Genomic DNA, 26,436 nt, shown 5'->3' on the forward strand with positions numbered 1-26,436 from the left:
CTATGGAGCTGACGCTACATTTTTTTTTCAACCTATCTCTTTTAATAGTATTACTTTTTTTCAGCTTGATTTGGCTTGAAAATACGAAAAAGGTACAATTCATTGCGACGTTGTATTGTTTCGCCAGCCTCATAATTTGCTACGGATTTAGCTATCCTTTATCTGAAAATATCTTATTGGACTTAAGAAATATTCCTTTTGTAATTGGTGCGCTTTATATTGGTCTAGGTCCATACCTAGGTCTAACAGCAATTATTATTAGAGCCTTTTTTGGAATAGATTTAGGATTTTGGGTAACAGTATCTTATTATGCTATTTTCTCTCTTATTTTATGGAAGATACACCCTTGGTTTTTGGGAAAAAATAGAGAACAACGAATTTGGATAGCAATAGGCTTTATTTATATCGTAGGAATTTATCAAACCACTCCCTTACTTTTTATGTTAGATGGTTATGACATACTTGATGTAAGTTTTGCATTTTTATTTTTACAACCTTTAGGAGTAGGGATGATCACCTATTTTTTAGAGGAGGTTGATAAATTTACAATCTACAGACAGCAACTTGTAACTTTAGAAAGGCAAGGAGTTGTGGAAAAGATGGGTGCCGCTATCTCTCATGAAATACGCAATCCATTGACTGCTGCTATAGGTTTTGTCCAACTTTTACATAACGACTCAATTTCAGCAGACACAAAAAGGCAGTATTTATCTATCGTTAAAAGTGAGCTTCAGTCAGCTGAAAGAGTTATTCAAGATTATCTTACAATTTCTAAAGTTGATCCAGAAACTGAAAACACTATTCTCATCAACAAGGCATTAAATCAAGTCATACAAATGCTTATACCACTGGCACAAAATAGGTCTGTGGAAATAATTACATATTTCGCAGAGGAATCCATAATTATGGGTGACAGTCAAAAATTTCATCAAAGCTTAGTTAATATTATGAAGAATGGAATAGAATCTATGTCTTCAGGAGGAATTTTAACTGTGGGGACAGAAGCTACGCCTACGAACGTCGTCATCACGATCAAAGATACTGGTTCAGGAATGACTGATGAGCAATTAAGTCGTTTAGGAGAGCCGTATTACTCTACAAAAGGGAACCAAGGAACTGGTCTTGGTATATTGGTTGTTTTTAGTGTTATCCGTGCAATGAATGGAAATATTCATGTAGAGTCCGAGGTAGGCGTTGGAACTACATTCGAATTAAATTTTAGATCATCATTAGCTTACATTCCACCTGTAGTGGAACAAGAAAAAGGAAAAATGATTTCTAAATAAGTTTTATTCCCAGGAGTAAAATTACCTTTTCTTCTCATCTTAATAAAGAGAAAATTTTAGAAAGGGAGTATAACATCATGGGTAGAGACGACAAAAAGGGAAGTAGTAATAACACTGGTTCCTTACCTCAGACACCAAAGAATATGAAGATTAAGCCTAAGGATGTCCGAGAAGAATTTGCTCGAGAATTTGCAGAACTGAGACATTCCTCTAGAAAAAATAAATAGTATGATTTAAGGAGGACTTGATATTCATGTCCTCCTTAAATCATCTTCTAGTGAAGTACACCTGTACTTAAAATAGACATATCAACCTCAATATCCCACTTCATTTTACTTATAGTTTTACGGGTAAGCTCGGTATCCCACTTAACTCGCTGATGTCGACGTACGTTTTCTGTCAATCCAATGGGATCGACCTCTAATTTTTGCATTTCTTCTAAGAAATCATTGATTTTTTTTTTCAAATCCTTCTCTGCATCTTTTTCTAATCTTTCCATGATTTCTGGGTCTTTAAAGGAAATATTTTTACCTTTATACTCTGACATCGTTCCCTCTATTTTAAGTATAATTTTTAATCTTGGGGATTCTAAGCTTTTATTACTTATAATTTTTACACTGTTATCAATGAAATCAAGTAAGAGTGTATCTCCTCCCCCCACATTTAAGGTAAAGGGAGATAGTTTTTTCTTCCCCTGTATTGCTTGAATATATAAGGCATCATCTGGATGAAGTACGTTTTCCATATGATCCCCTTTAAATAAGGCGACACCAGTTAACTCCAACTTTTTCCCTTTAAGCTCAATTACAGGCATAATTGAATCTATATTAGGATTAGTTTGTGTATACATCAAGTCATGTATATTAGTATTTGGGTTAAATGCTAAGTTTACACTTGGCTGGAGCAGGTCACTGACATAGTTTATGACGCTTGCCTTGTCAGTATAATCCTGTCGCATTAACTCCTCAGCACTACCTTTTACAATAGCCAGCAAAACCTCATTGCCTACTTGTGTGTTTCCGTATAAATGCTTGATTACTTCTTCAACCTTTCCACTAGTAGCAAATTCCTCACTAAATAAAATGACACGTAATTGATTTAAAACTACTTTTTTCTCTGTTTTTTTCTCAATGTCAACCATTCCTGTTGTGACTAATTCAGTTGTAGTTGTATAGATTTGTGTTCTTTCATTAGCATACTTGGATTTTTGAGGAATGGCTGCAGTTAGTTTATAAGTGCCTTCTCCCTCATAGTCAAATCCAAGAATTCCTACCATATCAATACCTTCAATCGGGACCTTCTTTTCATTCAAATTGCAGCCCGTCAAAAAAACCATTCCTATTAATAATATTACAATGATTTTTTTACTCATGATTCCACCTGCTTTTTTTAATAAAGTGAAGGGCAATTAAAATAATTGGCCACAGTAATAGTCCATAACCAATTCTATAACTTACAATAAAAGCCCTCTCTAAATTTTCATGAGAAAGTGGTAGCGTAAGGATTACGAAAATGGTAGTAGCTATTATATAAACGTGGGAACTTTTTCTTTTGGTTATAATAGAATTTACACCTTTCATAGAAGCCCAGATATATCCTGACACAGATGAAAGCACTAAAAATACCCACAAGGTAATACCAAAAATATCTATTCTCTCCACAAAAGAAAATCCCCCTGCTTTAAATAGATGTAAAACAGAGTACTGAACATTACTTAGCTGCCATTCAGAAAAATACATGACACTTACCAGGGTAGTCAAGAAGAACAAAGATACACTAATCCAAATACCTATTAATCCATGCTTAAACGCTTTTTGTTTATTAATAATATAAGGAAAGAATATTAATATTACCTCATATCCGAATACAGTATTAAAGCCTTGGTCAAATGCCACAAAAAAATCATTCCAACTATGATTAAACAAAGGGAAAACATGGCTTATATCACCTTTATTTATAGACCATTTTAAAAAATAAACCATCGGTATTGTAATAAAAAATGCCATTATACAAAATCTAGCAACATTTTTTATACCACCATTAACGATATACAATACCAATAGCAAAACTAAAATAAGAGGTATGCTTGTCGTTTGTTCTTGGAGAGCCGTGCTTTGAATCAGCTGTACATAATTACTGACCTTTGCAGTTGCTAGTAAAATTAACTGAATGACTATAAAGGCGTTAATACACTTTCCTAAAGACTTACCTAATATTTCTTCATTAATCTCAAACAAGTTTTTTGCATGATATTTTGAACATATCCAGATCATTGGCCATAGAGATATACTTGCAATTACTCCAAATAGGATTGGCATCAATGCCTGGCTGTACCCTAGACTACTCAATCTTTCAGGCAGTGACAGAACTCCTGTACCAAACATAATACTCTGTACCAAAAAAATGACATGATAGCCTTTTAAACTCTCTTTATTAGCACTCAGGTATGTTCACCTACCTATATACTTCGTTTTTTGGAACGAGAAATCCCGCTTTTCCTCTTTAAGAAAGATATTGGAAAACGTACAACACTGTCCATCAAATCAGACATCCTTCTCGGTATAACAGGTGACATAAAAGGCGTACCGAGGGATTTTACTCTTAATAAGTGGGCAATTAGCCATGCAAATGCGAGCATTTGACCAAACAAACCAAAGATACCGGCTGAAAGTATAAAGACATAACGAATAGTCCTGCTCGTATTACTCATATGGAAAACCGGTGGAAGGAAGGACAACAGAGCAGAAGTAGCCACAATAACGATAAGAATATTACTTACAAGACCTGCTTCAACTGCTGCAGTACCAATAACAATCCCTCCAACAATCCCTATCGTTTGGCCAATTTTCGCTGGCATCCTGGCCCCTGCTTCTTTTAATACCTCTACAATTAGTTCAATAAATAACACCTCAAAGAGAGGAGAAAAAGGCACTTTCATTCTAGATTCTTGAAGATTTAAAAGGAGCTCATAAGGAAGCACCTCCTGGTGAAAGGTTAATGCGGAAATATAAGTTGGAGTAATCATAATGGTTAAGAAAAAACCAAAAAATCGAAGAGATCTAACTAAGCTAGCAGATGGCCAGCGATTATAATAATCCTCCGCACTAATGAACATTTCTAAAAAGGAGGTTGGGCATACAAGAGCTGCTTGACTGTTATCCATTAAAATAACTATTCTGCCATCTGCAAGGTAATGTGATGTGGTATCCGGTTTTACAGTCATATAATATTGAGGAAATAGTGAATAGGGATTATCTTCTATTAATTGCATAAGAGTAGAAATATCAAAGAACTTTGGATAATCAAGCTTGGTTAAGCGACTCTTTAATTGCTCGAGAGATGTTTTATCTACTAAATCATCTATATATATAATAGTGATTTTGGTATTAGAAACGCTTCCTATTGTTAAGTCTTCATTTTTAAGCATTGGATTAACTATTCGTCTTTTAACAAGCGAAAGATTTGTCTGTATGGATTCAGTAAATACATCTTGAGGGCCAATGAATGTACTCTCCATCTCTGAAGTAGTTACTTCCCGCTCCTTTACACTATACGTATGAATACTTAACAGTTGGTTTGTCTCATGGAAGTATAATAACGTTTCACCAATAGCAAGTTTTTGTGTAATCTCATCAATATTGGAGGGGTTCATATATTCTGCCACCTGATGTATTTGGTGAATATAATTTGCTAAAGGAATTAAAACCATTATTTCTAAAGTTTTGATATCTGTTAAGGATTGAGAAAAAATAATCGTAACAATGCCTTCGTTAGTTGGGATATTTTTATATAAAACGTCATTATTATCTTTAGTAATCTTTTTATAATACCTAATCCTTTTTTCAACTAAAGCATTCGTCGATGTGGTACCATCCATAAAATATGCAAGCATCGGCTTTTTTACTAATTTCATCTTTGTTATAAGAATCACTTGCCCTTCCTATAGATTTGATTAGTTTGTCCATTTATATTTTATGTATGCAAGTGAATCTATTGGATTCTTTACTAGCATATAAAAACACTCAAAACTTTGTCGTTTTGAGTGTTTTAGAGTTTAAAATTCAACTATTTCTGGACCTTCGCCTTGTGTATTCATAACTCTAACTTGTGTTGGAGTAATTTTCAAAATGATTAAATCCGGATCATCTGGACCTTTAAACCATCCTTTTAAAGCATCATTCCAAACCTTTTCTTTCATCGATTCGTCATCCGATTCCTCGACCTTCCCTTCAATTTCCAGGAAGGAATCACCTAATCCTTTTCCATCGTACCCTAGGAGGATGTGTGTGTATGGATTATGTTCAATTTCTTCTACTTTATGCGTTTTCTTACTTGTTGCGGTATAGAGGATAAAATCGTCATTAAAAAAGGTCATATATCGGGAATGTGGCTTATTTTGCTGCACTGTCGCCATAGTACCAATCATATTACTATTTAATATTTTTAGTGCTTGTTCTTTTGCATTAGTCATATCAATCTCCCCTTCCCTTTATGTCTTTACTATTCCTTTTTTAGAAATAAACTAAACATTCTTAAATGCAATTACCAGGTTTTCAAAAATCGAGTAGTTGATTCTCTTCCCTTTTGCAATAAATCCAATTTAGAATCATAGTCTAATTCAAATTGGGTCGCACTATATTCATCTGCAGGTATAAAAATAATATTTCTTTCAATCTTTCGCGATATATACCTTGTGTCATGTGCATCTTTCATTGTTGTAAATAGGCCCTCAAATAAATCGAGTCCATTTTTTATTTTTTTTGGTTGCGGCTCTTCAATATTTGCACTAAGTCGAATACCTAAAACTGGTCTCTCCTTTATACCGTTTTCAAATATCCACATTGGAAAATTGCTGAGCACGCCGCCATCTACCACCACTACGTCTCCAATATTCGATTTTAATTTGATTGGTTCAAAGAAAAAGGGAATGCCACAACTCATGCGCAAGGCTCTACTTACTAAAAAGGTATCTGGCTCTATGTCATAATTTTTTAAGTCATCTGGTAGGACAATCATCTTTCCATTTGTTAGGTCGGAGGCAACTAGCTTTAACGAGCCAGGAGGTAGGTCCCCAAAAGTATAAATACCTTTAGCAGCCAATTTCTCTAAAAACCAATCCTCCAATGCCTTTCCTTGATACAAGCCTAAACCCCAATATAAATTTAACCACTTTGTAAACGGAAGTGGAATTACTGTCTTCCGTGGATCCAATAGCTTTTGGAAGTTTTGACTCATCATTAGCTCTTCCATTTCTCTGCCGTTATAGCCTGCAGCTATAAAGCAGGCAAGTATTGCTCCTGCACTAGTTCCCGCCACACGCTTTAGACGATATCCTTTCTCTTCCAAAACTTGATATGCCCCAACTAGGCCGATCCCCTTCATCCCACCACCTGAAAATATCCCATCTATATACATACTGCACCCTTCTCTCTAAAAAAGTTGTTATATCACTCTAAGAGAGAAGCAATCGAATTAGAACATATATCGACAAATAAGATGAACAAAAATGTTGATATGTATATATATGGAATAGAGGTGGTGACCATAAAGTGATTAATTATTTGTTTGAATTATTTTTTGTTTCCTTTTGTTGGCTGTTATTGTGTTTTTTTGCTTCTGTATTCTGCCCTATCACACCCATATCATTTGGACTGATGTCATATCCATAACCATACTCTTCACGATCTAACTTATTTTTATGATTTTTCTTTTTATCATTCATGAGATTTCACCTCCATGAGAATAAGTTGTACTATTAAATAGTTATTATGCTTAAAATAAGTTGAGAAAATTAAAGAAGGACCGTTGTGACATACGCCATAACGATCCTTCTTTTATTAGTATTTTTGACCTTCTATATACGATATTAACTATTTATTATTTTTATTTTCTTCTTTCTCACCTGGTTTAGTTATATCTTTCTTATCCGCATTTTTCTTATCTGTCTCTTTAAAATCGTCAGGATTCAAATTAGAATTGTATTCCACATCATTATCCTTCTTATCTTTACCCAATATTTTCACCTCCTATTTTAATAGGCATGCTATTCGTTAGTTTTTCTTTCAATTGCAGCTTCTATAAATTTTCTAAACAACTTTTGTGAAGGCTCATCACCAACTAGAGCAAATTCTTCAGGATGCCATTGGAATCCATAGATAAATGAATGATTTTCACTTTCTACTGCTTCTACTATACCGTCTGGTGCACTAGCCACTACTTTCAATCCTTCTCCTAGCTTATTTACGCCTTGATGATGAAAAGAGTTGATCTTAAACTCTTCCTCCTGAAAGATTTGATATATTTTACTTTTTCTATCTAACTTAACCGGATGTGATCTATGCGTTCTTATTGCATTTTGCCTATGCTGTAAAGTATACTCTTCTCTTTGCTCATGAATAGACTGGTGTAAAGATCCACCCATCACTATATTAAGCATATGCAAGCCTCTACAAGTCCCAATGTATGGCTTGTCTAACTCTAGAAATTTTTGCACAAGTGCAAATTCCATTTTATCGAGTCGTGGAGTAATTCGTTGCAAGTGAAGATGTGGCAACTCACCATAATAAGAAGGATCAATATCTTCTCCTCCAGTTATAATCAACCCGTCTATTTGCTGACATAACTGGTCTATATCTTTATCAGGAATGAGTGGTATAAGTAAAGGAATACCTCCTGCTTGTAGAACTGTATCTGAATATACTGAAGACAAGTAATAACTTTTATCATCTTTAACTTCAGCAGTAATACCTATTATTGGTTTCATATTAGATTCCCCATTTTTTTAAATTTCATGCTCTATATTAATACCCTTGTTTGAATTTGCTAAACTTGTGTCAGTCTTTTTATCTAACGTTTGTTTTTATTTCATCTGGGAATACATTTATTAGAGATCAATAAAGGAGGACTCAACATGAGTAATGACAAATTCGAAAAAATGGAAGAAAATATTAAAGGACAAACACAGAATCGTCAACCAGGTTTTGAAAATGAAATGAGTCCAAAACCTATTTATGATGATGAGAATTATAAAGGTTCTGAAAAGCTAAAAGGAAAAGTTGCTTTAATCACAGGAGGAGATAGCGGTATTGGTAAAGCAGTTGCAATCGCTTATGCAAAAGAAGGTGCAAACGTCGCTATTGCGTATTTAGATGAACATGAGGATGCAAAAGAAACAGTAAAGCTAGTTGAAAACTATGGAGTTAAAGCAAAAAGTTTTGCTGCAGATATTAGCGATGACGAAAACTGCGAAAAGTTAATAGAGCAGGTTATTGAGGAATTTGGCCAGTTAAATGTTTTAGTAAACAATGCAGGAAAACAGTTCCCAACGATGAATTTCTTAGAGATTACTCCGGATCAATTACAGGAAACTTTCTCTACTAACATATACTCTATGTTCTATCTAACACAGGCTGCTCTTCCGCATATGTCTAAGGGGGACACTATTGTAAATACATCATCAGTGACAGCATACCGAGGTTCTGCTGAGTTAATCGATTACTCGGCAACGAAGGGAGCAATCACTTCCTTCACACGCTCCTTAGCATTAAATCTAGTTGAAAAAGGAATTCGTGTAAATGCGGTAGCACCTGGGCCAATATGGACCCCACTTATCCCAGCAACTTTTGATGCCGAGAAGGTAGAAAACCATGCTGAAAGCAATCCAACTGGCAGAAGAGGTCAGCCATCAGAAAATGCACCTGCCTATGTCTTCTTAGCATCTAATGATTCGACTTATATTACAGGACAAACTATTCATGTTGATGGCGGAGACTTCGTCGGTTCATAAAATCTATATAAAATTTAAAGAGGATGATCGTATTATTTACGATCATCCTCTTTTTCATATTAAAGTATTTACATAAGGCTCTTTGAAACTTTTTTTCCATCATAAGTATAGAGCACTGGTTTTTTCTCGACAAAGGTTTCCATATGAATAGAACGCCCCCACAGCTGGTAGATATATGGAAGCACATGCTCCAAATAATGCGCATCTAATTCCACGCCTTCATAATTGTGTTTTAGATGCAGCTCCCCGTTTCTAGAGAAATCACCATTTTCTACTACAATGTAGGGGTATCCACCATTTTCACGGCTCGCTATTATTTCATCTCTGACATTCTCATAATCCTTATCAGTTATTTCATAGTTCCCATTTTTCTTTTCAAATAAGTAAAGGTCCTCTTGTTTAACTAACTCTTTTGTCAAATAATTTCTGATAAAGGAAATATCAGACTCTATTTCCCGCACTTCAAACAACTTTTCTCTCCCTAGCCCTGGTTCAATTCCAATTCTTCTCATTTCAGCTGTAGGGGAGTCATACCTTTTCTCTATATCCTCAAAAATTTTGAGTCCTAAATAATACGGATTTATGGACGTCTTGGAAGGTTGCACAACATTTGCATTTAACTTGGCAAATTCAATGGTTTCATCTGAAGTCAAATCCATTTCTCGGAGAATTCGCTGATGCCAAAAAGTTGCCCATCCCTCATTCATAATTTTTGTTTCGAGCTGCGGCCAAAAATAAAGCATCTCTTCCCGCATCATCGTTAAAATGTCACGTTGCCAATCTTCAAGTTCCCGACTATACTCCTCTATAAATAAAAGCAAATCTTTTTCCGGTCTGGGCGGGAATTTTATTCGATAAGGCTGAACCAACTTATTTTTTTTCTTTTCGTCTAAATCCCATAAATCATCATACTCACTTTTTCTTTTTTCCTCTATTTCTTCTTCCTCTAAGTCATAACTAGGAAGCTTAGGACGGACAATCGAAGAATCAATATGTTCTTGAATAGCTAATACTGCGTCTAAAAATTGTTCTACCTCTTCTTTTCCATGAACCATTTCATAGTGTGCAATTCTCTCGGCAGTGGCAGTCATGCTTTCTACCATATCTCTCCGTGTGTTAGAGAAGCGAACATTATTCTTGAAAAAATCACAATGCGCAAGTACATGAGCAATAATTAGCTTGTTCTGAATAAGGCTATTCGTATCTAATAGAAATGCATAACAAGGGTTCGAATTGATCACTAGCTCATAGATTTGACTAAGCCCAAAATCGTATTGCATCTTCATTTTATGAAATTGCTTCCCAAAGCTCCAGTGTGCGAAACGAGTTGGCATCCCATATGCGCCGAATGTATAAATAATGTCTGCAGGACATATTTCGTATCTCATAGGGAATGTATCCAATCCAAAACCAGATGCAATCTCAGTTATTTCGGCAATTGCATATTGTAGTTTTGTGTCCATCACTTTACTCCCTTTTTAAAAATACTTTTTAACGCAGCATATACATCTTTATTGTTTCTAATTACGTGGTGTCTAAATTTTGGATTTTCTATTGTCTTATATGTGTTCATCAAAGTGGAATAACGATTGTGCTCATTAACTTCCCCATACCCAAATATTTGAGATACCTTCATTAATTCATTAACTAGTTTCATACATTTTTCATTATCACTCGTCATATTTTCTCCATCTGAAAAATGAACTGGATAAATATTATACCGAGAAGGTGGATACTTTTCCTGTATTAACTCTAATGCCTTCTGATAAGCAGAGGAACATATGGTACCTCCACTCTCCCCCTTTGTAAAGAACGCTTCCTCAGTAACTACCTTTGCTTCTGTATGGTGAGCAATAAATTCAATATCTAATGCTTCGTATTCCATTCGTAAAAATCTAACCATCCAAAAAAAGAAGCTACGTGCACAATACTTTTCAAAAACTCCCATTGAACCACTTGTATCCATCATAGCGAGAACGACTGCTTTTGATTCGCGCTTAACAACTTCATCCCAAGTTTTAAAGCGCAAATCATCCTGATGAATAGGTGCAATTGCCGCTTCTCCCTTAAGAGCATTTCTCTTAATAGCTGTAATTAATGTCCTTTTCTTATCAATATTACCCATAAGACCTTTTTTCCGAATATCATTAAACTCAATATGCTCGGTTACTATTTCGGATTTTTCTTTATCCTCTAGACTAGGTAGCTCCATGTCACTAAAAAGAGCATTTTCAATCTCTTCCATGGAAACCTCTGCCTCATAGTAATCTTGCCCTGCCTTGTCTCCAGCTTGCTTACCACTTCCTGTGGCCTTACCTTCCCCAGGTCCCTTAGCGACAACATCACCTATCTGACTGTCTCCCTTACCCTGGCCAACATGCTTAGAAGAGTCGTAGTTATATCTTATTTTATATTCATCCAGGGATCTAATAGGGATTTTTATAACGTCTCGTCCATTTGACATGATAATACTTTCATCACTTATTAAGTCTGGTAAGTTGTTTCTAATTGCTTCCTTGACCTTTTCCGTGTGGCGTTGCTGATCTTGATGTCCTTTGCGATGGAGTGACCAATTCTCTTGTGAAATAACGAAGGGATTTTTCTCTTTTTCATTCAACCTCAACACCTACCTATTTTTTATCATATGCCGGTGCAACAAAGTTATTGCCAAAGTTTCAAGAAAAGCGCAGGCGCCTATCTCTGCCCCGACAGGCAAATGGGGAAAAGCGAGGAGGCAGCTCCTCAGCCACCGGAGCTTTTATCCATTTGACCCCGAGGGGCAAGGCGCCGGAGCTAGACAATAAGAAAAGCGCAGGCGCCTATCTCTGCCCCGACAGGCAAATGGGAAAAAGCGAGGAGGTAGCTCCTCAGCCACCGGAGCTTTTATCCATTTGACCCCGAGGGGCAAGGCGCCGGAGCTAGACAATCAGAAAAGCGCAGGCGCCTATCTCTGCCCCGACAGGCAAATGGGAAAAAGCGAGGAGGCAGCTCCTCAGCCACCGGAGCTTTTATCCATTTGACCCCGAGGGGCAAGGCGCCGGAGCTAGACAATCAGAAAAGCGCAGGCGCCTATCTCTGCCCCGACAGGCAAATGGGGAAATGCGAGGAGGTAGCTCCTCAGCCACCGGAAACGCTTTTGTTTGCGACGAGCTTGCGCAGGAGCAGCTTTTATCCATTTGACCGCGAGTATAGTTACAATCCAAATTAGTATAAAAAAAACAAGACCAATGAAGCATATTAGTCTTGTTTTTTCATGGCTTTATCGATTAAGAAGACTTCCTACATAACGTAATAATTCATTGGCTGAAGTAGAATTATATCCGTGCTCATCAATCAATCTAGCAACAACTTCGTTTATCTTTTTCAAATGAGCTTCATCTGGCGTTTTCGTAGATGTAGTAATTTTCACTACATCTTTTAAATCAGCAAATAGTTTCTTTTGAATTGCTTCTCTTAGGCGTTCATGGGAATTATATTCGAAACGCTTCCCTTTTCTTGCATAGGCTGAAAGGCGAATTAATATCTCTTCTCGGAATCCTTTTTTTGCATTTTCAGATATGCCTATTTGTTCTTCTATGGAGCGCATTAATTTTTCATCTGGGTTCATCTCTTCGCCAGTTAATGGATCTCTCATTTTGTTCTTGTTACAAAATGCTTCAACATTGTCCAAATAATTATTCATTAGCGTTATTGCCGACTCCTCATATGAGTAAACAAAAGCCTTCTGAACTTCTTTTTTAGCAATCTCATCGTATTCTTTTCGTGCAATAGCAATATAGTTTAAATACTTTTCTCGATCCTCTTCAGAAATAGAAGCATGCTGATCAAGACCTTCTTTTAACGCACGTAAAACGTCTAATGCATTTATAGAAGGGATTTCTTTTCTTATAATGGCGGAGGAAATGCGGTTGATCACATATCGCGGATCAATTCCATGCATTCCTTCCGTAGTAAATTCTTTTTTAAGCTCTTCAACATCAATTTCATTAAAACCTTCAATGTTTTCCCCATCATACAACTTCATTTTCTTCACTATATCGATTCCTTGTTTCTTTGGATCCTCTAATCTTGTGAGTATAGAGAATATAGCTGCCGCCCTTAAGGCATGGGGAGCGATATGGACATGGTTCATATCACTTTCTTTAATCATCTTTTCATAAATTCGTTCTTCTTGGCTAACCTTCAAGTTATAAGGAATTGGCATTACAATAATACGTGAATGTAGCGCCTCATTTTTTTTATTAGAGATAAACGAACGATATTCCGTTTCATTGGTATGGGCTACAATCAGCTCATCTGCACTGATAAGCGCGAAACGACCAGCTTTGAAATTACCCTCCTGTGTTAGAGATAGTAGATGCCACAGGAATTTTTCATCCAGCTTCAGCATCTCCTGAAATTCCATCATTCCTCTATTAGCCTTATTTAGCTCCCCATCAAATCTATATGCTCTTGGATCAGATTCAGACCCAAACTCAGCAATTGTTGAAAAGTCAATGCTTCCAGTTAAATCAGCGATATCTTGAGATTTTGGATCAGATGGAGTAAAAGTACCTATCCCTACCCTTTTGTCCTCTGAAAAGAAAATCCTCTCCACTAAGACATCTTCTACTTTACCGCCATACTCCTGCTCCAGCCTCATCGAGTTCAGAGGTGATAGACTACCTTCTATTCGAATTCCGTATTCCTCAAAAAAGTCTTCTCGAAGATGAGTTGGGATTAAATGAAGCGGATCCTCATGCATAGGGCACCCTTTAATAGCATAGACAGCACCCTTATCAGTTCTTGAATATTCCTCAAAACCTCTCTTCAACAATGTAACAATAGTAGATTTACCACCACTCACGGGACCCATCAACAATAAAATTCTTTTCCGAACATCTAAACGCTTTGCTGCCGGATGGAAATACTCTTCTACCAGACGCTCTAACGCTTCGTCTAAACCAAACATTTCCTGTTCAAAAAACTTATAGCTTTTCTTTCCATTTTCATCCGAATGCCCCGCACTTTTAATCATGCTGTATACTCTTGCATGTGCAGTTTGAGCAACTTCTGGTCTTTCTTTCAGAATCTCCAAGTATTCCCTGAACGTACCTTCCCATTTCAGCTGGTTTTCCGCTTCTCGATAACCTTTAACCTTACTTAAGATATCCATGTTTCCCTCCATTCAGGGGCATCTTTTATACATAATATGACGGGAAGGAATTAATGATACATATAACTTTGTAGTTGTCTCTTATTTGTTTATACCTATCGCTATTTCATCTCCTTAAATTTTTTCTATTGAATGAAGGTCATTCTTTATCTTTCCTTCTTTTTCTTATAAACCAAATACTCAAAAAGGAAACAATACCTATCACTAATAAGACTGGTAAATTGCCTAATAGAAACACTATAATCCAAGATCCAATCATTAATAGCGCATTCACACTTTGAACAAATTGCTTCTTTGTCTTCTCCCATGTGTTTAATTCCTTATTTTCAATACTTGGTACGATTACGCGATCCTCATAAAAGTTCAGCTCTATTGTGGAAAAGGAAGTTTGATTATCCAAATATTTAATCTTCCCAACTATTACTTCTATTTCTTCTTGTACTTTTGCCAAGTCAGCTGAAATCTTTAAAAGATCCTCCGTTTTTTCTGCACTTTCCATAAATACTAGCAATCGAGCTTCTACTGCTCTTTTTGATTTTAATCGGGACTCTAAGTCTACATACTGCTCTGTTACGTCTTCCCCCGTTATATTCCTCTCTAATACCTTAGTTACCTGTCCTTCAGCTTCTGATAAAAAAGTCTCAAAATGCTCCTCAGGTACTCTGACAACCATACGTCCATGACTACGAGAATCACTTTCTTGAAAATTATTAGATTCTACAATATATCCGTTATATTTACTTACTTTTTCTGTGATTTTTTCTTGAGCTACCGTTAGTTCTTTGACGTTTGCACTAATATTAGCCTTATGAATAATTTTCCTTTGAGAAATAGTTGGGTTCGTTGTACTTTCCTCTGCTTCAGTAATACTCTCTTCCTTTGAAGAGTCCTCTGCCTCACCGATATCATTTGAATACTCTACATCCTTCATAGACTCTGTTACAGCTGCCTTTTCCTCGTCTTGTGCACTGCAGCCAGCTAAAAAAATGAGAGACAAATATAAGAAAACGATAATAAACCTAGTCATTACCAAAAACCCCCTTTACTTTAAATAAATAGACGTTTGTGAAGAAACTTTGTTACAATCCTCCCGTTTAGCACACTATCAAGACACTCTACTAGCATATGAGAAATTTTTACTTTTCTTCTAAAAAAGCTTAATAAAATGGAATATTCCGATAGAATATAAGAAAAGCGCAGGCGCCTATTACTGCCCCGACAGGCAAATGGGAAAATGCGAGGAGGCAGTTCCTCAGCCACCGCAAACGCTCTTGTTTGCGACGAGCTTGCGCAGGAGCAGCTTTTTCCCATTTGACCCCGAGGGGCAAGGCGCCGGAGCTAGACACCAAGAAAAGCGCAGGCGCCTATTCCTGCCCCGAAAGGCAAATGGGGAAAGCGAGGAGGCAGCTCCTCAGCCACCGGAGCTTTTTTCCATTTGACCCCGACGGAGCTAGACATCAAGAAAAGCGCAGGCGCCTATTTCTGACCCGACAGGCAAATGAGTAAAATACATCAAATAATTGATTTGAAAGCTATAAAAAAAGTAGGAGTGGAAAATATGATTTACTTAAAAGGATATGGCCTTACATTGGAACAAATGAGAGCCATTCTTTATAAAGACGAGAAAATAACATTAGATAAAGAAGCTATAAAAGCTGTACAAAACAGTAGAAGAGCCGTAGAGAAAATTGTTAGTAGCGGAGAAATCGTGTATGGAATTAATACGGGCTTTGGAAAATTTAGCGATGTAAGTATAAACGAGAAGGATGTTCATGCACTTCAATTACATTTGATACGTTCTCATGCTTGTGGAGTTGGAACTCCTTTTGAAGAGTTAGTTTCAAGAGCTATGGTCATTCTACGTTTGAATGCTCTGATGAAGGGTTTTTCAGGCATACGTCTCGAGGTATTAGAAAGACTGGCCTATATGATAAACCATCATATCCATCCCGTAATACCTTCCCAAGGCTCTCTAGGTGCATCTGGAGATTTAGCACCTCTATCACACTTAGCCCTTGTATTAATTGGCGAAGGATTTGTTTGGGAAGCTAACAAGCATATTCCTGCTGCAAATGTATGGAGTGAACATGGACTACAGCCAATTGTACTTGAAGCTAAGGAAGGGTTAGCCTTAATAAATGGAACTCAGGCAATGACTGCTCAAGGAGTGATTAACTGGCTAGAAGCTGAGACTCTTGCGTATCAAAGCGAGTGGATTGCTGCAATGACAATGGAAGCCCTCCATGGGATTACAGACGCCTTTCACCCTTCTATCCATGAAGCACGAGGTTACCTGGAGCAAATAGACGTCGCTAAACGAATGCTGTACTGGTTGGAAGGAAGTCAACTAGTCACTAAACAAGGGGAACAGCGAGTGCAGGATGCCTATTCCATAAGATGCATACCTCAAATACACGGAGCCACATGGCAAGTGCTTTCCTATGTAAAAGAAAAACTTGAGATAGAAATGAATGCAGCCACGGATAATCCATTAATCGTAGAAGACGGAAATATAGTTGTTTCCGGGGGAAACTTTCACGGTCAACCAATAGCCTTTGCGATGGATTTCTTAAAGGTGGGAATGGCCGAGCTTGCTAACGTTTCCGAACGTCGGGTAGAAAGACTCGTGAACCCACAATTAAATGTTGGTCTCCCACCATTTTTAAGCCCAGAGCCTGGCCTACAATCAGGAGCAATGATTTTACAATATACTGCCGCTAGTCTAGTATCTGAAAATAAAACACTGGCTCACCCGGCATCTGTCGACTCTATCCCATCCTCCGGAAACCAAGAGGACCATGTCAGCATGGGAACCATTGGGGCTAGACATGCCTATCAAATCATTCAAAATGCCCGTGGGGTAATCGCTATCGAGGCTATTTGTGCAGTACAAGGAGTCGAGTATCGTAATGAGTTGTTGATGGCTCCAAAACTGCTAAAAAAGTGGAAGGAGATCCGTACATTTATTCCATCCATAACTGAAGATCGGGTTTTTAGCAAGGATATCGAGTTAATGCAAAATTATTTGAGGACTTGAATATCTCTTAAGTGCCCTCTTCCTTTGTTTTAACAGTTTGCTTCTACTTGGAGGAAGTGTATAGGCTACACCAAGGGAGCCCCTGCTTCCTCTATACACTTTTTCATAATGTATATAACCATTCATTTTTGGTTATCCATCTTACGAATCAACTCATATAATAAGAAATAATATATCGGGAGTTGATTTTTTGACACTTTGGATTGATGTATCAGTCACTAAACGTCAGTTGAAGCTTTATGACGGAAGCAAACTGTTAAAAACATACCCTATTGCAGTAGGAAAAGTCTTAACCCCTACTCCAACAGGTAATTATATGATTATAAATAAGGAAGTAGATCCAGGAGGTCCATATGGGGCATTGTGGATGGGATTATCTAAGCCTCATTATGGTATACACGGGACAAACGATTCAAGCTCAATAGGAAAAGAAGTATCACTTGGTTGTATAAGAATGTACAACAATGACGTTATAGAATTATCCTCCCAGGTACCTTTGCAGACAAATGTTTACATCCACAAGTAATGGTTCTTATAGCTCTCGCTAATAATTCTAAATTTGTTAGATTGCCTCTGTATAACTGAAATCACACATTATAGAATAGATTTAAAATTCTCCACACCAAGTATCCCATTTCACCTGCATATATCACTCTCCAAACTCGTGATCAACTCCATACAACCGCTCTTTCTACTTTCTAACCTTATAGTCAATATCATTTCTTCTTATAATTATTTCTATCTTATACACTATGGTTCCTATTCCTCTTTATAAATTTTAATTATAAGATGATGCTTACCCATCCTACTTACAATAGCTTTCAACTACATTTTAGATGTTTATTTCCTTCTTCCAGAGGTATGTATTATTAAGATAAATTCTTTAATGAAAAATTATAAGGCACGGAGGTAACAAATATGTTTACTGAAAAAAATAAAGCAAAAATCGGAGCAGCTACATTCATCTCTTTAGGTCTACTTGGAGACGCCAATTATGCTGTAGACCACGATGACAATCAAGTTGACGACAAGGAAGAACAAGAAAAAGAAGAATTTTAATTAAATTTTTAAAAAATTTAATTATTTTATGTTTAAGCACATATTTTAACGGGTATTGATAAAAGGAAATATTTTGTTTTTCCATGTAATTAAGTAAAAAGAAAACTAAAAATTTATTAGATAGTAGGAAAAAAAATTATCATATAACATATGCGTTAAAAGAGAAGCTTAGATGTTAAAAATGATTTTTATTCCAAAAAGGTTTCGACAAAATTCGCCTTTTTCATTCTTTGTGGATAAGTTTACACACAGAATTCACACTAGATAAATATGATTTTGACAAACATGTAAACAACTTATTAACATCTTATACCCATATACTGTGGATAAAAAGAACGATTGTTCTTAATAGTACTTTTTGGTAAAGTAATGTTAATAACAATTATTTAATCTTAAAGCCCTTTCACATATAAGAACATTTAACTATTAGGAGGAAATGAAATGAGTAAAATGTCGGATGATCTATTATTAGAATCATATTTTACTGCTAAGGAACTTAACCTTTGCCCTGACTTTTTAGCTTTATTGAAAAGTGAGATTCAACGTCGCTCTCTTCAAGTTGAACTATAATCTTTTATATAAATGAAACTTTCTTTCCATTCTTTCGTAAATAGTATAAGGTAATACTGTAAGTCTAATCTAATAACTATTTTACGGAGGGTTTTAAATTTTGAAGAAAATTCTAGTCGCACTACTTACTATCACGCTTGTTTTTTCTTCAGTGGGCAATTTTGTCTTTCAAGACGATATAACTGCTGAAGCTAAGAAATACAAGTCAGGAAAAAAAGGTTTTAATTCTAATAATAATTCAAATGACAATACGAATAATTCCAATACGAATTCTAATATTCAAAAAGATAAAGATAATTCTACAACAGCTACAAATAAATCATCTAACACAAACTCCAAAGGTGGATTTACGGCTGGTGGATTGATGAAAGGTCTTTTCATAGGTGGTCTCGCTGGATTACTCTTTGGTAGTCTTTTTGCAAACATGGGTATACTTGGTTCCATATTAGGTTTCTTAATTAATGCTGCTGCTATCGCAGTAATTGTTATTCTTATCCTTAAGATTATCAACATCTTTAAAGACAAGAAAAAGAAAGAGGAACCACATACATGGAAAAACTAGTAGTACCAGAACAAAATATTATTAATGCTATTTGCGTTCACTTTGGTCGTAAAGTAAATGCTAACCCGGAAGCAGTTGAAGTAGAGTTAATGTATGATGACGAAACTGGCTTTTCCGCTGAGGCATATGTAAATAATCAACAGTATAATTTAAGTACACTAGACATTATTGAATCTTTACGCCAAACAATGAGAGAATTTTTAAACCTAGATCCTATCTCTACCGGTATAGAGCTTGTATTAGATGAAAAAGAAGGAATAATTGCAGTTGTAAGTTAAAAAAAGGTAACGAAGAATTTTCTTCGTTACCTTTTTTCTTACTTTTTTAGGCTATGTTAAAGGGTAGGGTTGATTTATAATGCAAAGAAATCTTTAAATCAGAGAGTAGAATTGATTTTTCGCACCAGCCGGACGCTTTTTCGCGGGGTGAGCGATAAGCCATCACCCATCGCTTACGCGCGTGGTTGTGATGTCTTATCTGTCTCACTCATCCCTGCTTATGTCGCCGTCTGGCGCTCCAATTCAATACATGGAAACAGCTTGAGCATCGATAAAGCGCAAATAATTTCCTCGTATCAACAAAGCTTAAAACTGTCCCCAACCTCAAGTTTATAATCTATTTATGTTCTTAATAGCCATTTGAATGTTCCTAAAGAATTATTAGTCAAAATCCACCAATAACTTTAACAAAGCTTTTTTTATGAGAAAGTATTCGGTATTACAAAACATAATTCAAAAACAAAAAACCGATGGCATAAAGCCACCGGTCTCAATTTAATTATTTTTGAAAACCGCTCATTTGTCCTTGAGCTTGAGCTACTAAACGCTTAGTAATTTCTCCGCCAACGGATCCGTTAGCACGCGCTGTAGATTCTCCTCCAAGTTGTACTCCAAATTCTTGAGCGATTTCATATTTCATTTGGTCAAGAGCTTGTTTAACACCTGGTACAAGTAGTTTGTTGTTGTTGTTGTTTGACATTTCTCTCACCTCCTTGTGAGATTATATTGTGCCAAATCTTTTGATATATACAAGAAATAAAATTTTAGACAAAAAACTTTTTCAAACCTTTTAACTGCATTGTTCTAATGATTATGGTTATCCTTTATATCAAAACCAAAATTTTAAATGAAATATTTTAGGCTCCTTAAACTTTAGCTCGTTAATATTCACCTATTTCCTACTTCTTACATAATCTGAAGGGAAAGCTTAAAGGAGTGAATATTTATTGATTAAAGTGCACCCAGTTGACATTGACGGAAACACATTTATAGCTGTTTCAGTTGAGCTTCCAAAAACGACTTTGCTAACCGTTTCCAATGACAAAGGTTACATTATGTGTGGAGCATTAGATGTTGGCTTGCTCAATGAAAAGTTAAAAGATAGGAACATAATTGCAGGCAGAGCTGTAGGAGTAAAAACAATTGAACAGCTTATAAATGCTCCGCTGGAATCAGTTACTTTAGAGGCAGAGAAATTAGGTATTGAGACTGGAATGATTGGAAGAGAAGCATTACTAAGAATGCTTTAAAGCTGCCCTTCCAGCAAAAAGTAAAAGCCATATCTTAAACTTCTCCTTAATTTCAGCACTCTTTAGGACATCATATCTAATACATGTACTTGTAAGAGGATGACCGTGTTTTTATGATCATCCTCCTTTTAGTTAGTATGTAGTTAAATTATATAAGTATTTATTTTTCAAGGTTTTTGATAAAAGGAAAACACTGATAACAAATAATCATAATTCCATAAGCGCTATTATTCATTCCAAGTTTCTACATGCTCAATAGGAACCTCAGCTGCCTTTACCCTCCACCTGATGCTTGATGCTACATCTAATACATGAGTGTTCTCTTTAATCGTAAACTTTTCTCCATTATTAAAGTAAAAGCTGTAATAAGGAAGTTCCTCAGATTTTTCGTCTACCATATAATAGGAAACCTTATTTAACTCTTCCCACTGATAAATTTCTTTTTCTGTTGAAAACATTTTTCTATAAGAAATTTGGTCCTCATTAAGTGAAATATATGACAAGGAAGCATAATAAAACGTTACCACGCTTAAAGCAAAAGCAATTAATGCGGTTGGAATAGAGATCTTCCAACTTTTTAATAACCCCAGAAGAACAAAGCACAAAGCAAACGTAAAAACACTTATCCCCAATACCCAATAATTAATAGATGGTACATAAGTAAGCCATGAGTTTCTATCATAATAGATAGTATCGGCTACAATATTTGGCATTAATAAAATATAAATTGGTGAAAATAAAACCACGCATGCAGCAATTACTAAAAAAATATGTTTTATATTATATTCCCTTCTCATACCTATCCCCTTTGTTTACATAATTTGCTATTACCTAATATTATCATATTTTACCGAATGTTATGAATATTTTTAAAAACAAAAAAGTCAGTGAGATATCTCACTGACTTTTTGTGTTAAATATTTCTTAGTTCTCTTCTGTTTCTTTTACAGGCTCCTCTAATTCAGCTGGTTTTTCTACCGCTGGCTGTGAAGAGGTTGGAGCATCAACATTAATAAACAATTTACCTGCTGCTTTTTGACGTGTTTCATTTCCAAAGCCATCAATTGCTATTACTTCGATTACTGCTCCATTTGCTACTGTATCTGCTGGCACTGTCCAATAACCAACATAATGGCCATTACCAGTTTCCATCATTGGTAATTCTGTAGCATTTTGTACATCTCCAACATTTGTAAGTGGCATATGAATAACAAATGTAGGTTTTAAACCAGGCTCACTGTCAAATTCAATTTTAACACTACGGCCAGTTTTAAGATTTAAATCTGTTGCTGGTTTTAGGTTAGAGATTTCTGGAGCAATGGAGTCAGTAGTAACCTTAATTGTCTTAGTTTCTACATTTCCTGCTGCATCCTTCGCCTCTACAGTAATTTCATTTAATCCTTCTTCTAAAAGGATACGTTTAGAGAATTTGCCGTTAGTTACTGTTGCTGGTTGTCCATTTACATGAACATATTCCAAATTAGCATCTGCAATAGTACCTTCTACAGTAACACTTTCACGATTTGTTTTTTCTCCATCAACTGGTTTTGTAATAGTTAATTCAGGCTTTTGAGTGTCTAAAGTAACTGTTACTGGTGCAGACTCTCCAGTTTCACGACCATCTAAAGTAGATACAACTGTAAATTCATTTTCACCTTCTGTTAATACTGCATCAAGTGCGAATTTACCGTCATTACCAACCTCAGTAGATCCTACTACTTCACCATTTTGCTTCAACTCTATAGTTGTAGTTGGTGACGCAGATCCTTCTATTGTAATGTTTTCTTCGTTAGTCACTAAACCTTGTTCAGGTGAAGTGATAACTGGACCTACAACCTCGTAGCTTACACGAGCTCGGATCATATAGTTACCCTCAGCAGCAGGTGCAGGAGTCCATGCACCTGAAACTCCTTGGTAGCTTCTACCAGCATTTGGTCCATCTTCATCTGTAGCTAGACCTGGAGTGTTAGGGTTTGCAAATGTTTGGCGATACACCATATGGAAGTCTCCATTTACAACGATGTTGTGTTCCGTTAAGTCAACAACCGTCCAATCACCATTACGTAATGCTGTTGCATTAACAGGACCAGCAATCATTTTCCCTGGTGCTCCATCAATACCACTTGCATCCCAAACTTCTACTGCGAATGCTGTTCCACCTGGTACTGGCCATTCTGTTGTCCAGAATTTAAATACTCCATCTGTTACAATTCCACTTTCCTTACCTTCAGGAAGTGACATTTTTACAGACCATGCATTTCCAGCTGCGTTAAATGCTCTTGCATTTTCTGCAGTTCCATCATCGTAACCAATTTCCCCACCTGGATAAGTGTAAAAAGGTTCTAAAGCAATATCTTTTGTAATTGGCTCACCGTCAATTGTTACAGGAACTTCTTGACCATGGTAGCCACGAGCGATAACTTTTAACGTGTACTCTCCTACATATGCAGTAATCTCATAGTTACCATTTTCATCAGTAACGACTGGTGAGATATTTGCATCCTCTACTAGAAGAATAGTTGCTCCAGCAATTCCTTCTCCTGTAGAAGCATCTGTAATTGTACCGCTAATCGTATTTTGTTCAACTTCATCTAAAGTAAAATTTGCAGTTGCTGTTTCATCTGCTTCAATCACTACTGATTTTTCTTCAGACTCGAAACCATAAGCTTCTGCTTTTACTGTAAATGTACCTGCAGCATGGGTCATTGAGTAAGAACCATCTGCTGGGTTTGTGTAAACAGAGCGATTTGTTTCAAGTACGCTAACTTGTGCACCAAGTGGTAGTAATGCAGGAGCATTTGTATCTTCCACTACTGGTGGCGCTGCCTTTACTTCAGGTAAAACAGGTTTAATTTTATTTGGATCTACTGCCGGTTTTTTCACGTCAATATCTTTTTGATTGTTATTTCCTTTACCGCCTGTGATAGCTGAATTTCCATTGTTGCTATTTCCATTGTTATTACCTTTTCCTTTTGAAACAGTACCAGTTTGAGAAACATCCGTTAAAGCTACGTCATCAATATACCAACCGTCTCTTTGTACACTTCCATCAGAAAATGCATTAAATCCAAGATAGATACGTTGACCCGCATATTCAGAAAGGTCTACCTCTACCTCTCCCCATGCTGTAGATATTCCTGTAACCCTTAATAACTGTGTCCAGTTTACTTGGTCAGTAGAAACAACTATATGTCCATAATCCCAAGCTGTACCAGATGAAGCTTGTTCAAAATTATGCCACTGCTTGAACTGAAGATATGAATTTCCTTCTGGCAAATCAATTGGAGGTGCCACAAGTGTTGCGTTCATATTATTTGCATACTGACCAGCTAGATTAGTAGCATATACCTTTTCTCCAGATGCTGCATTTCCAGGACCAGATGTTGGTACGCCCCACTCCCAGCTGTTTTGGTTCCCAAAAGAGTACCATCCAGTTGGTTGTGCTTCAAAATCTTCTGAGTATCCTACAGTAACGCCAGGTTTTACTTCTATTGTATACTCTTCACTTGTTACTTCGTTGTTACCAAAATCTGTTGCAGTCCAAGTGTATTTAAAGGAAGTGCCTGTGATTAGATCTCCAGGGACCACTACTGTGTATACTCCAGACTTAAAGTCACCAGATGAGCGCCCAGCTTCGATTTCTTGCCAAGCTCCGTTTTCATCTTGATATTTTAATACTACAGAAGAAACACTAATATCATCTGTAACATTTGCAGTTAAAGTTAAAGCCATACCTTCATATGTTTCAGAAGGAGCAGAGTGTTCAAGAACTGGCGCTTCATTATCCTCGCCCTCTTTAGTTACTTGTCCTTTTAAAGTACCAAGTCCAGTAAGAATAGAAGACACTGCAGCTTCAGCATCTACTAAACCATATCCATAGCCATGGTTTGGTACTGTTGTATATTGGGTATCTGTTAAAGGAATAGCTGTATTTAATAAAATCTCTTCCATTTGATCTACGGTAAGATTTGCATTTACCTGTCTAAGTAATGCAGCAACACCAGATACAGCTGGTCCTGCCATAGAAGTTCCATTCCAACCACCTTCATATCCGCCACCAGGGATAGAAGATCGAATGTTGACTCCTGGAGCTGAAATGTCAGGTTTAATCTCAGCATATGGAGATGGACCGCGAAGAGAGAAACTTCCAACTATATTGTTAATATCCGTTGCGCCAGTTGCGAAAGACTCAGGATAGTTAGATGGTGCCGCTACTGAACCAGGCCCACCTGGGTTAGAAAAAGTAGTATTTCCTGCAGAGAATTCTGGGAATATTTCAGCAGCACGCCAGTTGATTACAACATCGCGGTACCACTCATCTAGTCCTGCTCCGCCACCCCATGAGTTGTTGACAACATCTGGAGCTAAATCTACTCGTGTATTTCCACTTGCATCAGTAGGAGCTAATATCCACTGTGCAGCTTCTAATAAATCAACGTCAGAACCACCGGAAGCTGTAAATGCTTTAACAGCAATAAATTTAGCACCTGGAGCAACACCAATTTGATTAGAACCGTTTGGCTCACTACCTACCATCGTTCCAGTTACGTGCGTTCCATGATCTTGATCATCGAAAGGTGTTGGACTTGCTGAAGAAGTCGCATCAAACCAGTTAAAGTCATGTGATACTTGACCTGTTGCTTTGTTGTACCCACGGTATTTTTCTTTAAGGGCTGGATGATCCCATTGAACACCCGTATCAATACTTGCGACTACAGTACCAGATCCATCAATGCCCATTTCCCAGACTTGTGGTGCCTTAACTCGATCAATATTCCATTCTACATTTGCGACCTCTGCTTTAGGTGCTACTGCATCTTTTGTTTTAGTAACAAACAGTTGTCGTGTCTCATTGGGAAGTATCTTTTCTACCTCAGGAAAAGTAGCTATTTTTTCAGCAATTTCTTTTGTCGTTGTTACAGACATCCCATTTACGATATAATAAGATTCTAAATCGCTAGCATTTCCTTTGGAAACTTCTTGTTCAAGAAACTCCATCACAGTTTCTTGTGATTCCATGGAAGTGGTTTTTAGTTCTGACACAACTGCTGACCTCTGAATCAGCTTTGTGTTATGAGCTGAAAGATTTTTCGACTCGGCATTTTTTCTAGCCTCTGAAGCTACTTTTGCCGAGTCAGCCTTTTCTTTAAACTTTATCAAGAAAGTAACCTTTTCATCTTCTTTAAAGTCTTCTAGTAATCTACTGCTCATTTTATCCTTGACAGAAATACTGTTCGGACTTGAATCTCGCAATGACTGGTGCAATTTGCTGCTTGCTTCTGCACTAACTACATTGGGAGCGATCAGTGAAAATGTCATAAGTAAAGTTGCTGCGATACTGACGGCCTTGTTTCGTTTAGTTCGTCTACTGCTCCTACTCAACTTTCATTCCTCCTCTGATTTTAGCTGGATCTTTTACTCCTACTAATCTAGGTTCTTTACCACATAGGAAA

Annotated in this window: 30 protein-coding genes; 15 read left to right on the plus strand and 15 right to left on the minus strand. The window is 36.7% G+C overall.

The window, feature by feature from the left end; translation table 11 throughout:
* Positions 1 to 176 precede the first annotated feature (176 nt).
* Positions 177 to 1,286 (plus strand): sensor histidine kinase, encoded by a 1,110-nt coding sequence (locus M3627_RS08115; RefSeq protein WP_251553581.1) that lies wholly within the window; start codon positions 177 to 179, stop codon positions 1,284 to 1,286.
* Between the two features lie 77 nt (positions 1,287 to 1,363).
* Positions 1,364 to 1,513: a YfhD family protein gene (locus M3627_RS08120; protein WP_169359095.1), complete on the plus strand. Its 150-nt coding sequence runs from the start codon at positions 1,364 to 1,366 to the stop codon at positions 1,511 to 1,513.
* Between the two features lie 47 nt (positions 1,514 to 1,560).
* On the opposite strand, the gene M3627_RS08125 is transcribed toward M3627_RS08120, so the two are convergent.
* The 8 genes from M3627_RS08125 to M3627_RS08160 form a co-directional block, all read right to left on the minus strand.
* Positions 1,561 to 2,658, minus strand: a complete 1,098-nt coding sequence (locus M3627_RS08125) for a Ger(x)C family spore germination protein (protein ID WP_251553582.1) — start codon at positions 2,656 to 2,658, stop codon at positions 1,561 to 1,563.
* The gene (locus tag M3627_RS08130; protein WP_285841674.1) at positions 2,651 to 3,730 is read right to left on the minus strand and encodes a GerAB/ArcD/ProY family transporter; all 1,080 of its coding nucleotides are present in this window, start codon (positions 3,728 to 3,730) and stop codon (positions 2,651 to 2,653) included. The genes M3627_RS08125 and M3627_RS08130 overlap by 8 nt, the downstream gene beginning before the upstream one ends.
* 14 nt (positions 3,731 to 3,744) lie before the next feature.
* Positions 3,745 to 5,217, minus strand: a complete 1,473-nt coding sequence (locus M3627_RS08135) for a spore germination protein (RefSeq protein ID WP_251553584.1) — start codon at positions 5,215 to 5,217, stop codon at positions 3,745 to 3,747.
* 123 nt (positions 5,218 to 5,340) lie between these two features.
* Positions 5,341 to 5,757: a pyridoxamine 5'-phosphate oxidase family protein gene (locus tag M3627_RS08140; RefSeq protein ID WP_251553585.1), complete on the minus strand. Its 417-nt coding sequence runs from the start codon at positions 5,755 to 5,757 to the stop codon at positions 5,341 to 5,343.
* 71 nt (positions 5,758 to 5,828) lie between these two features.
* Positions 5,829 to 6,701: a patatin-like phospholipase family protein gene (locus M3627_RS08145; RefSeq protein WP_251553586.1), complete on the minus strand. Its 873-nt coding sequence runs from the start codon at positions 6,699 to 6,701 to the stop codon at positions 5,829 to 5,831.
* A 142-nt stretch (positions 6,702 to 6,843) separates the two neighbouring features.
* Complete coding sequence (locus tag M3627_RS08150; RefSeq protein WP_169359100.1) at positions 6,844 to 7,008, minus strand: hypothetical protein; 165 nt, start codon at positions 7,006 to 7,008, stop codon at positions 6,844 to 6,846.
* A 148-nt stretch (positions 7,009 to 7,156) separates the two neighbouring features.
* Complete coding sequence (locus M3627_RS08155; RefSeq protein WP_251553587.1) at positions 7,157 to 7,300, minus strand: hypothetical protein; 144 nt, start codon at positions 7,298 to 7,300, stop codon at positions 7,157 to 7,159.
* Between the two features lie 29 nt (positions 7,301 to 7,329).
* Positions 7,330 to 8,049: a gamma-glutamyl-gamma-aminobutyrate hydrolase family protein gene (locus M3627_RS08160; protein ID WP_251553588.1), complete on the minus strand. Its 720-nt coding sequence runs from the start codon at positions 8,047 to 8,049 to the stop codon at positions 7,330 to 7,332.
* 147 nt (positions 8,050 to 8,196) lie between these two features.
* Between M3627_RS08160 and M3627_RS08165 the strand changes: the two genes are divergently transcribed.
* Positions 8,197 to 9,072: an SDR family oxidoreductase gene (locus M3627_RS08165; RefSeq protein WP_251553590.1), complete on the plus strand. Its 876-nt coding sequence runs from the start codon at positions 8,197 to 8,199 to the stop codon at positions 9,070 to 9,072.
* A gap of 68 nt (positions 9,073 to 9,140) precedes the next feature.
* Here M3627_RS08165 and M3627_RS08170 read toward each other — a convergent pair whose 3' ends face one another.
* Both M3627_RS08170 and yhbH read right to left on the minus strand, forming a co-directional pair.
* A complete protein-coding gene (locus M3627_RS08170; protein WP_251553592.1) occupies positions 9,141 to 10,535 on the minus strand; it encodes a SpoVR family protein in 1,395 nt (464 codons plus the stop codon).
* Entirely contained in the window at positions 10,535 to 11,689 is a 1,155-nt protein-coding gene (gene yhbH / locus M3627_RS08175; RefSeq protein ID WP_251553629.1) for a sporulation protein YhbH, read from the minus strand. Before yhbH ends, M3627_RS08170 begins: the two co-directional genes overlap by 1 nt.
* A 27-nt stretch (positions 11,690 to 11,716) precedes the next feature.
* On the opposite strand from yhbH, the gene M3627_RS20800 reads away from it, so the two are divergent.
* The 4 genes from M3627_RS20800 to M3627_RS08180 are packed head-to-tail and all read left to right on the plus strand — an operon-like array spanning position 11,717 to position 12,280.
* A complete protein-coding gene (locus tag M3627_RS20800; RefSeq protein ID WP_285841669.1) occupies positions 11,717 to 11,842 on the plus strand; it encodes a hypothetical protein in 126 nt (41 codons plus the stop codon).
* Positions 11,839 to 11,967 (plus strand): hypothetical protein, encoded by a 129-nt coding sequence (locus tag M3627_RS20805; protein ID WP_285841670.1) that lies wholly within the window; start codon positions 11,839 to 11,841, stop codon positions 11,965 to 11,967. The genes M3627_RS20800 and M3627_RS20805 overlap by 4 nt, the downstream gene beginning before the upstream one ends.
* Entirely contained in the window at positions 11,964 to 12,092 is a 129-nt protein-coding gene (locus tag M3627_RS20810) for a hypothetical protein (protein WP_277347109.1), read from the plus strand. Before M3627_RS20805 ends, M3627_RS20810 begins: the two co-directional genes overlap by 4 nt.
* A complete protein-coding gene (locus M3627_RS08180; RefSeq protein WP_251553594.1) occupies positions 12,089 to 12,280 on the plus strand; it encodes a hypothetical protein in 192 nt (63 codons plus the stop codon). The genes M3627_RS20810 and M3627_RS08180 overlap by 4 nt, the downstream gene beginning before the upstream one ends.
* Before the next feature lie 51 nt (positions 12,281 to 12,331).
* Here the strand turns inward: M3627_RS08180 and M3627_RS08185 are convergent, their stop codons facing one another.
* Positions 12,332 to 14,227 carry a PrkA family serine protein kinase gene (locus M3627_RS08185; protein WP_169360167.1) on the minus strand — a complete coding sequence of 632 codons (1,896 nt, stop codon included), beginning with the start codon at positions 14,225 to 14,227 and terminating at the stop codon, positions 12,332 to 12,334.
* 139 nt (positions 14,228 to 14,366) lie between these two features.
* Complete coding sequence (locus M3627_RS08190) at positions 14,367 to 15,254, minus strand: DUF4349 domain-containing protein (RefSeq protein ID WP_251553596.1); 888 nt, start codon at positions 15,252 to 15,254, stop codon at positions 14,367 to 14,369.
* A 199-nt stretch (positions 15,255 to 15,453) separates the two neighbouring features.
* On the opposite strand from M3627_RS08190, the gene M3627_RS08195 reads away from it, so the two are divergent.
* From M3627_RS08195 to M3627_RS08225, 7 genes are all read left to right on the plus strand, one after another.
* Positions 15,454 to 15,666 (plus strand): hypothetical protein, encoded by a 213-nt coding sequence (locus M3627_RS08195; RefSeq protein ID WP_251553598.1) that lies wholly within the window; start codon positions 15,454 to 15,456, stop codon positions 15,664 to 15,666.
* Between the two features lie 119 nt (positions 15,667 to 15,785).
* Positions 15,786 to 17,264: a histidine ammonia-lyase gene (hutH, locus tag M3627_RS08200; RefSeq protein WP_251553631.1), complete on the plus strand. Its 1,479-nt coding sequence runs from the start codon at positions 15,786 to 15,788 to the stop codon at positions 17,262 to 17,264.
* A 190-nt stretch (positions 17,265 to 17,454) separates the two neighbouring features.
* Complete coding sequence (locus M3627_RS08205) at positions 17,455 to 17,790, plus strand: L,D-transpeptidase (protein ID WP_251553600.1); 336 nt, start codon at positions 17,455 to 17,457, stop codon at positions 17,788 to 17,790.
* Positions 17,791 to 18,182: 392 nt separating this feature from the next.
* Entirely contained in the window at positions 18,183 to 18,323 is a 141-nt protein-coding gene (locus M3627_RS08210; RefSeq protein ID WP_169360170.1) for a hypothetical protein, read from the plus strand.
* 441 nt (positions 18,324 to 18,764) lie between these two features.
* Complete coding sequence (sda, locus tag M3627_RS08215) at positions 18,765 to 18,893, plus strand: sporulation histidine kinase inhibitor Sda (protein WP_169360171.1); 129 nt, start codon at positions 18,765 to 18,767, stop codon at positions 18,891 to 18,893.
* 100 nt (positions 18,894 to 18,993) lie between these two features.
* Positions 18,994 to 19,455, plus strand: a complete 462-nt coding sequence (locus M3627_RS08220; protein WP_251553602.1) for a hypothetical protein — start codon at positions 18,994 to 18,996, stop codon at positions 19,453 to 19,455.
* Positions 19,443 to 19,733: a DUF2653 family protein gene (locus M3627_RS08225; protein WP_169360173.1), complete on the plus strand. Its 291-nt coding sequence runs from the start codon at positions 19,443 to 19,445 to the stop codon at positions 19,731 to 19,733. Before M3627_RS08220 ends, M3627_RS08225 begins: the two co-directional genes overlap by 13 nt.
* 499 nt (positions 19,734 to 20,232) lie before the next feature.
* Here M3627_RS08225 and M3627_RS08230 read toward each other — a convergent pair whose 3' ends face one another.
* Positions 20,233 to 20,433 (minus strand): alpha/beta-type small acid-soluble spore protein, encoded by a 201-nt coding sequence (locus M3627_RS08230; protein ID WP_251553604.1) that lies wholly within the window; start codon positions 20,431 to 20,433, stop codon positions 20,233 to 20,235.
* A 247-nt stretch (positions 20,434 to 20,680) separates the two neighbouring features.
* Between M3627_RS08230 and M3627_RS08235 the strand changes: the two genes are divergently transcribed.
* Positions 20,681 to 20,983 carry a YunC family protein gene (locus tag M3627_RS08235; RefSeq protein ID WP_169360175.1) on the plus strand — a complete coding sequence of 101 codons (303 nt, stop codon included), beginning with the start codon at positions 20,681 to 20,683 and terminating at the stop codon, positions 20,981 to 20,983.
* 227 nt (positions 20,984 to 21,210) lie between these two features.
* Here the strand turns inward: M3627_RS08235 and M3627_RS08240 are convergent, their stop codons facing one another.
* Together M3627_RS08240 and M3627_RS08245 are read right to left on the minus strand one after the other, a co-directional pair.
* Entirely contained in the window at positions 21,211 to 21,780 is a 570-nt protein-coding gene (locus M3627_RS08240) for a hypothetical protein (protein WP_169360176.1), read from the minus strand.
* A gap of 127 nt (positions 21,781 to 21,907) precedes the next feature.
* On the minus strand, positions 21,908 to 26,302 hold the full coding sequence (locus M3627_RS08245) for a S8 family peptidase (protein ID WP_251553633.1): 4,395 nt from the start codon (positions 26,300 to 26,302) through the stop codon (positions 21,908 to 21,910).
* Positions 26,303 to 26,436 lie beyond the last annotated feature (134 nt).

The organism is Psychrobacillus sp. MER TA 171 (assembly GCF_023713305.1).
Classification (GTDB): domain Bacteria; phylum Bacillota; class Bacilli; order Bacillales_A; family Planococcaceae; genus Psychrobacillus.

What these genes read in the sequence shown, in the direction of transcription:
- M3627_RS08140 (WP_251553585.1), bottom strand. Translation starts at nt 5,757, where the DNA reads ATGACTAATGCAAAAGAACAAGCACTAAAAATATTAAATAGTAATATG.
- M3627_RS08225 (WP_169360173.1), top strand. Translation starts at nt 19,443, where the DNA reads ATGGAAAAACTAGTAGTACCAGAACAAAATATTATTAATGCTATTTGC.
- M3627_RS08190 (WP_251553596.1), bottom strand. Translation starts at nt 15,254, where the DNA reads ATGACTAGGTTTATTATCGTTTTCTTATATTTGTCTCTCATTTTTTTA.
- M3627_RS08145 (WP_251553586.1), bottom strand. Translation starts at nt 6,701, where the DNA reads ATGTATATAGATGGGATATTTTCAGGTGGTGGGATGAAGGGGATCGGC.
- M3627_RS08210 (WP_169360170.1), top strand. Translation starts at nt 18,183, where the DNA reads ATGTTTACTGAAAAAAATAAAGCAAAAATCGGAGCAGCTACATTCATC.
- M3627_RS08120 (WP_169359095.1), top strand. Translation starts at nt 1,364, where the DNA reads ATGGGTAGAGACGACAAAAAGGGAAGTAGTAATAACACTGGTTCCTTA.
- M3627_RS08150 (WP_169359100.1), bottom strand. Translation starts at nt 7,008, where the DNA reads ATGAATGATAAAAAGAAAAATCATAAAAATAAGTTAGATCGTGAAGAG.
- hutH (WP_251553631.1), top strand. Translation starts at nt 15,786, where the DNA reads ATGATTTACTTAAAAGGATATGGCCTTACATTGGAACAAATGAGAGCC.
- M3627_RS08165 (WP_251553590.1), top strand. Translation starts at nt 8,197, where the DNA reads ATGAGTAATGACAAATTCGAAAAAATGGAAGAAAATATTAAAGGACAA.
- M3627_RS08185 (WP_169360167.1), bottom strand. Translation starts at nt 14,227, where the DNA reads ATGGATATCTTAAGTAAGGTTAAAGGTTATCGAGAAGCGGAAAACCAG.
- M3627_RS08170 (WP_251553592.1), bottom strand. Translation starts at nt 10,535, where the DNA reads ATGGACACAAAACTACAATATGCAATTGCCGAAATAACTGAGATTGCA.
- M3627_RS08160 (WP_251553588.1), bottom strand. Translation starts at nt 8,049, where the DNA reads ATGAAACCAATAATAGGTATTACTGCTGAAGTTAAAGATGATAAAAGT.
- M3627_RS08230 (WP_251553604.1), bottom strand. Translation starts at nt 20,433, where the DNA reads ATGTCAAACAACAACAACAACAAACTACTTGTACCAGGTGTTAAACAA.
- M3627_RS08245 (WP_251553633.1), bottom strand. Translation starts at nt 26,302, where the DNA reads ATGACATTTTCACTGATCGCTCCCAATGTAGTTAGTGCAGAAGCAAGC.
- M3627_RS08240 (WP_169360176.1), bottom strand. Translation starts at nt 21,780, where the DNA reads ATGAGAAGGGAATATAATATAAAACATATTTTTTTAGTAATTGCTGCA.
- sda (WP_169360171.1), top strand. Translation starts at nt 18,765, where the DNA reads ATGAGTAAAATGTCGGATGATCTATTATTAGAATCATATTTTACTGCT.
- M3627_RS08125 (WP_251553582.1), bottom strand. Translation starts at nt 2,658, where the DNA reads ATGAGTAAAAAAATCATTGTAATATTATTAATAGGAATGGTTTTTTTG.
- M3627_RS20800 (WP_285841669.1), top strand. Translation starts at nt 11,717, where the DNA reads ATGCCGGTGCAACAAAGTTATTGCCAAAGTTTCAAGAAAAGCGCAGGC.
- M3627_RS08195 (WP_251553598.1), top strand. Translation starts at nt 15,454, where the DNA reads ATGGGAAAATGCGAGGAGGCAGTTCCTCAGCCACCGCAAACGCTCTTG.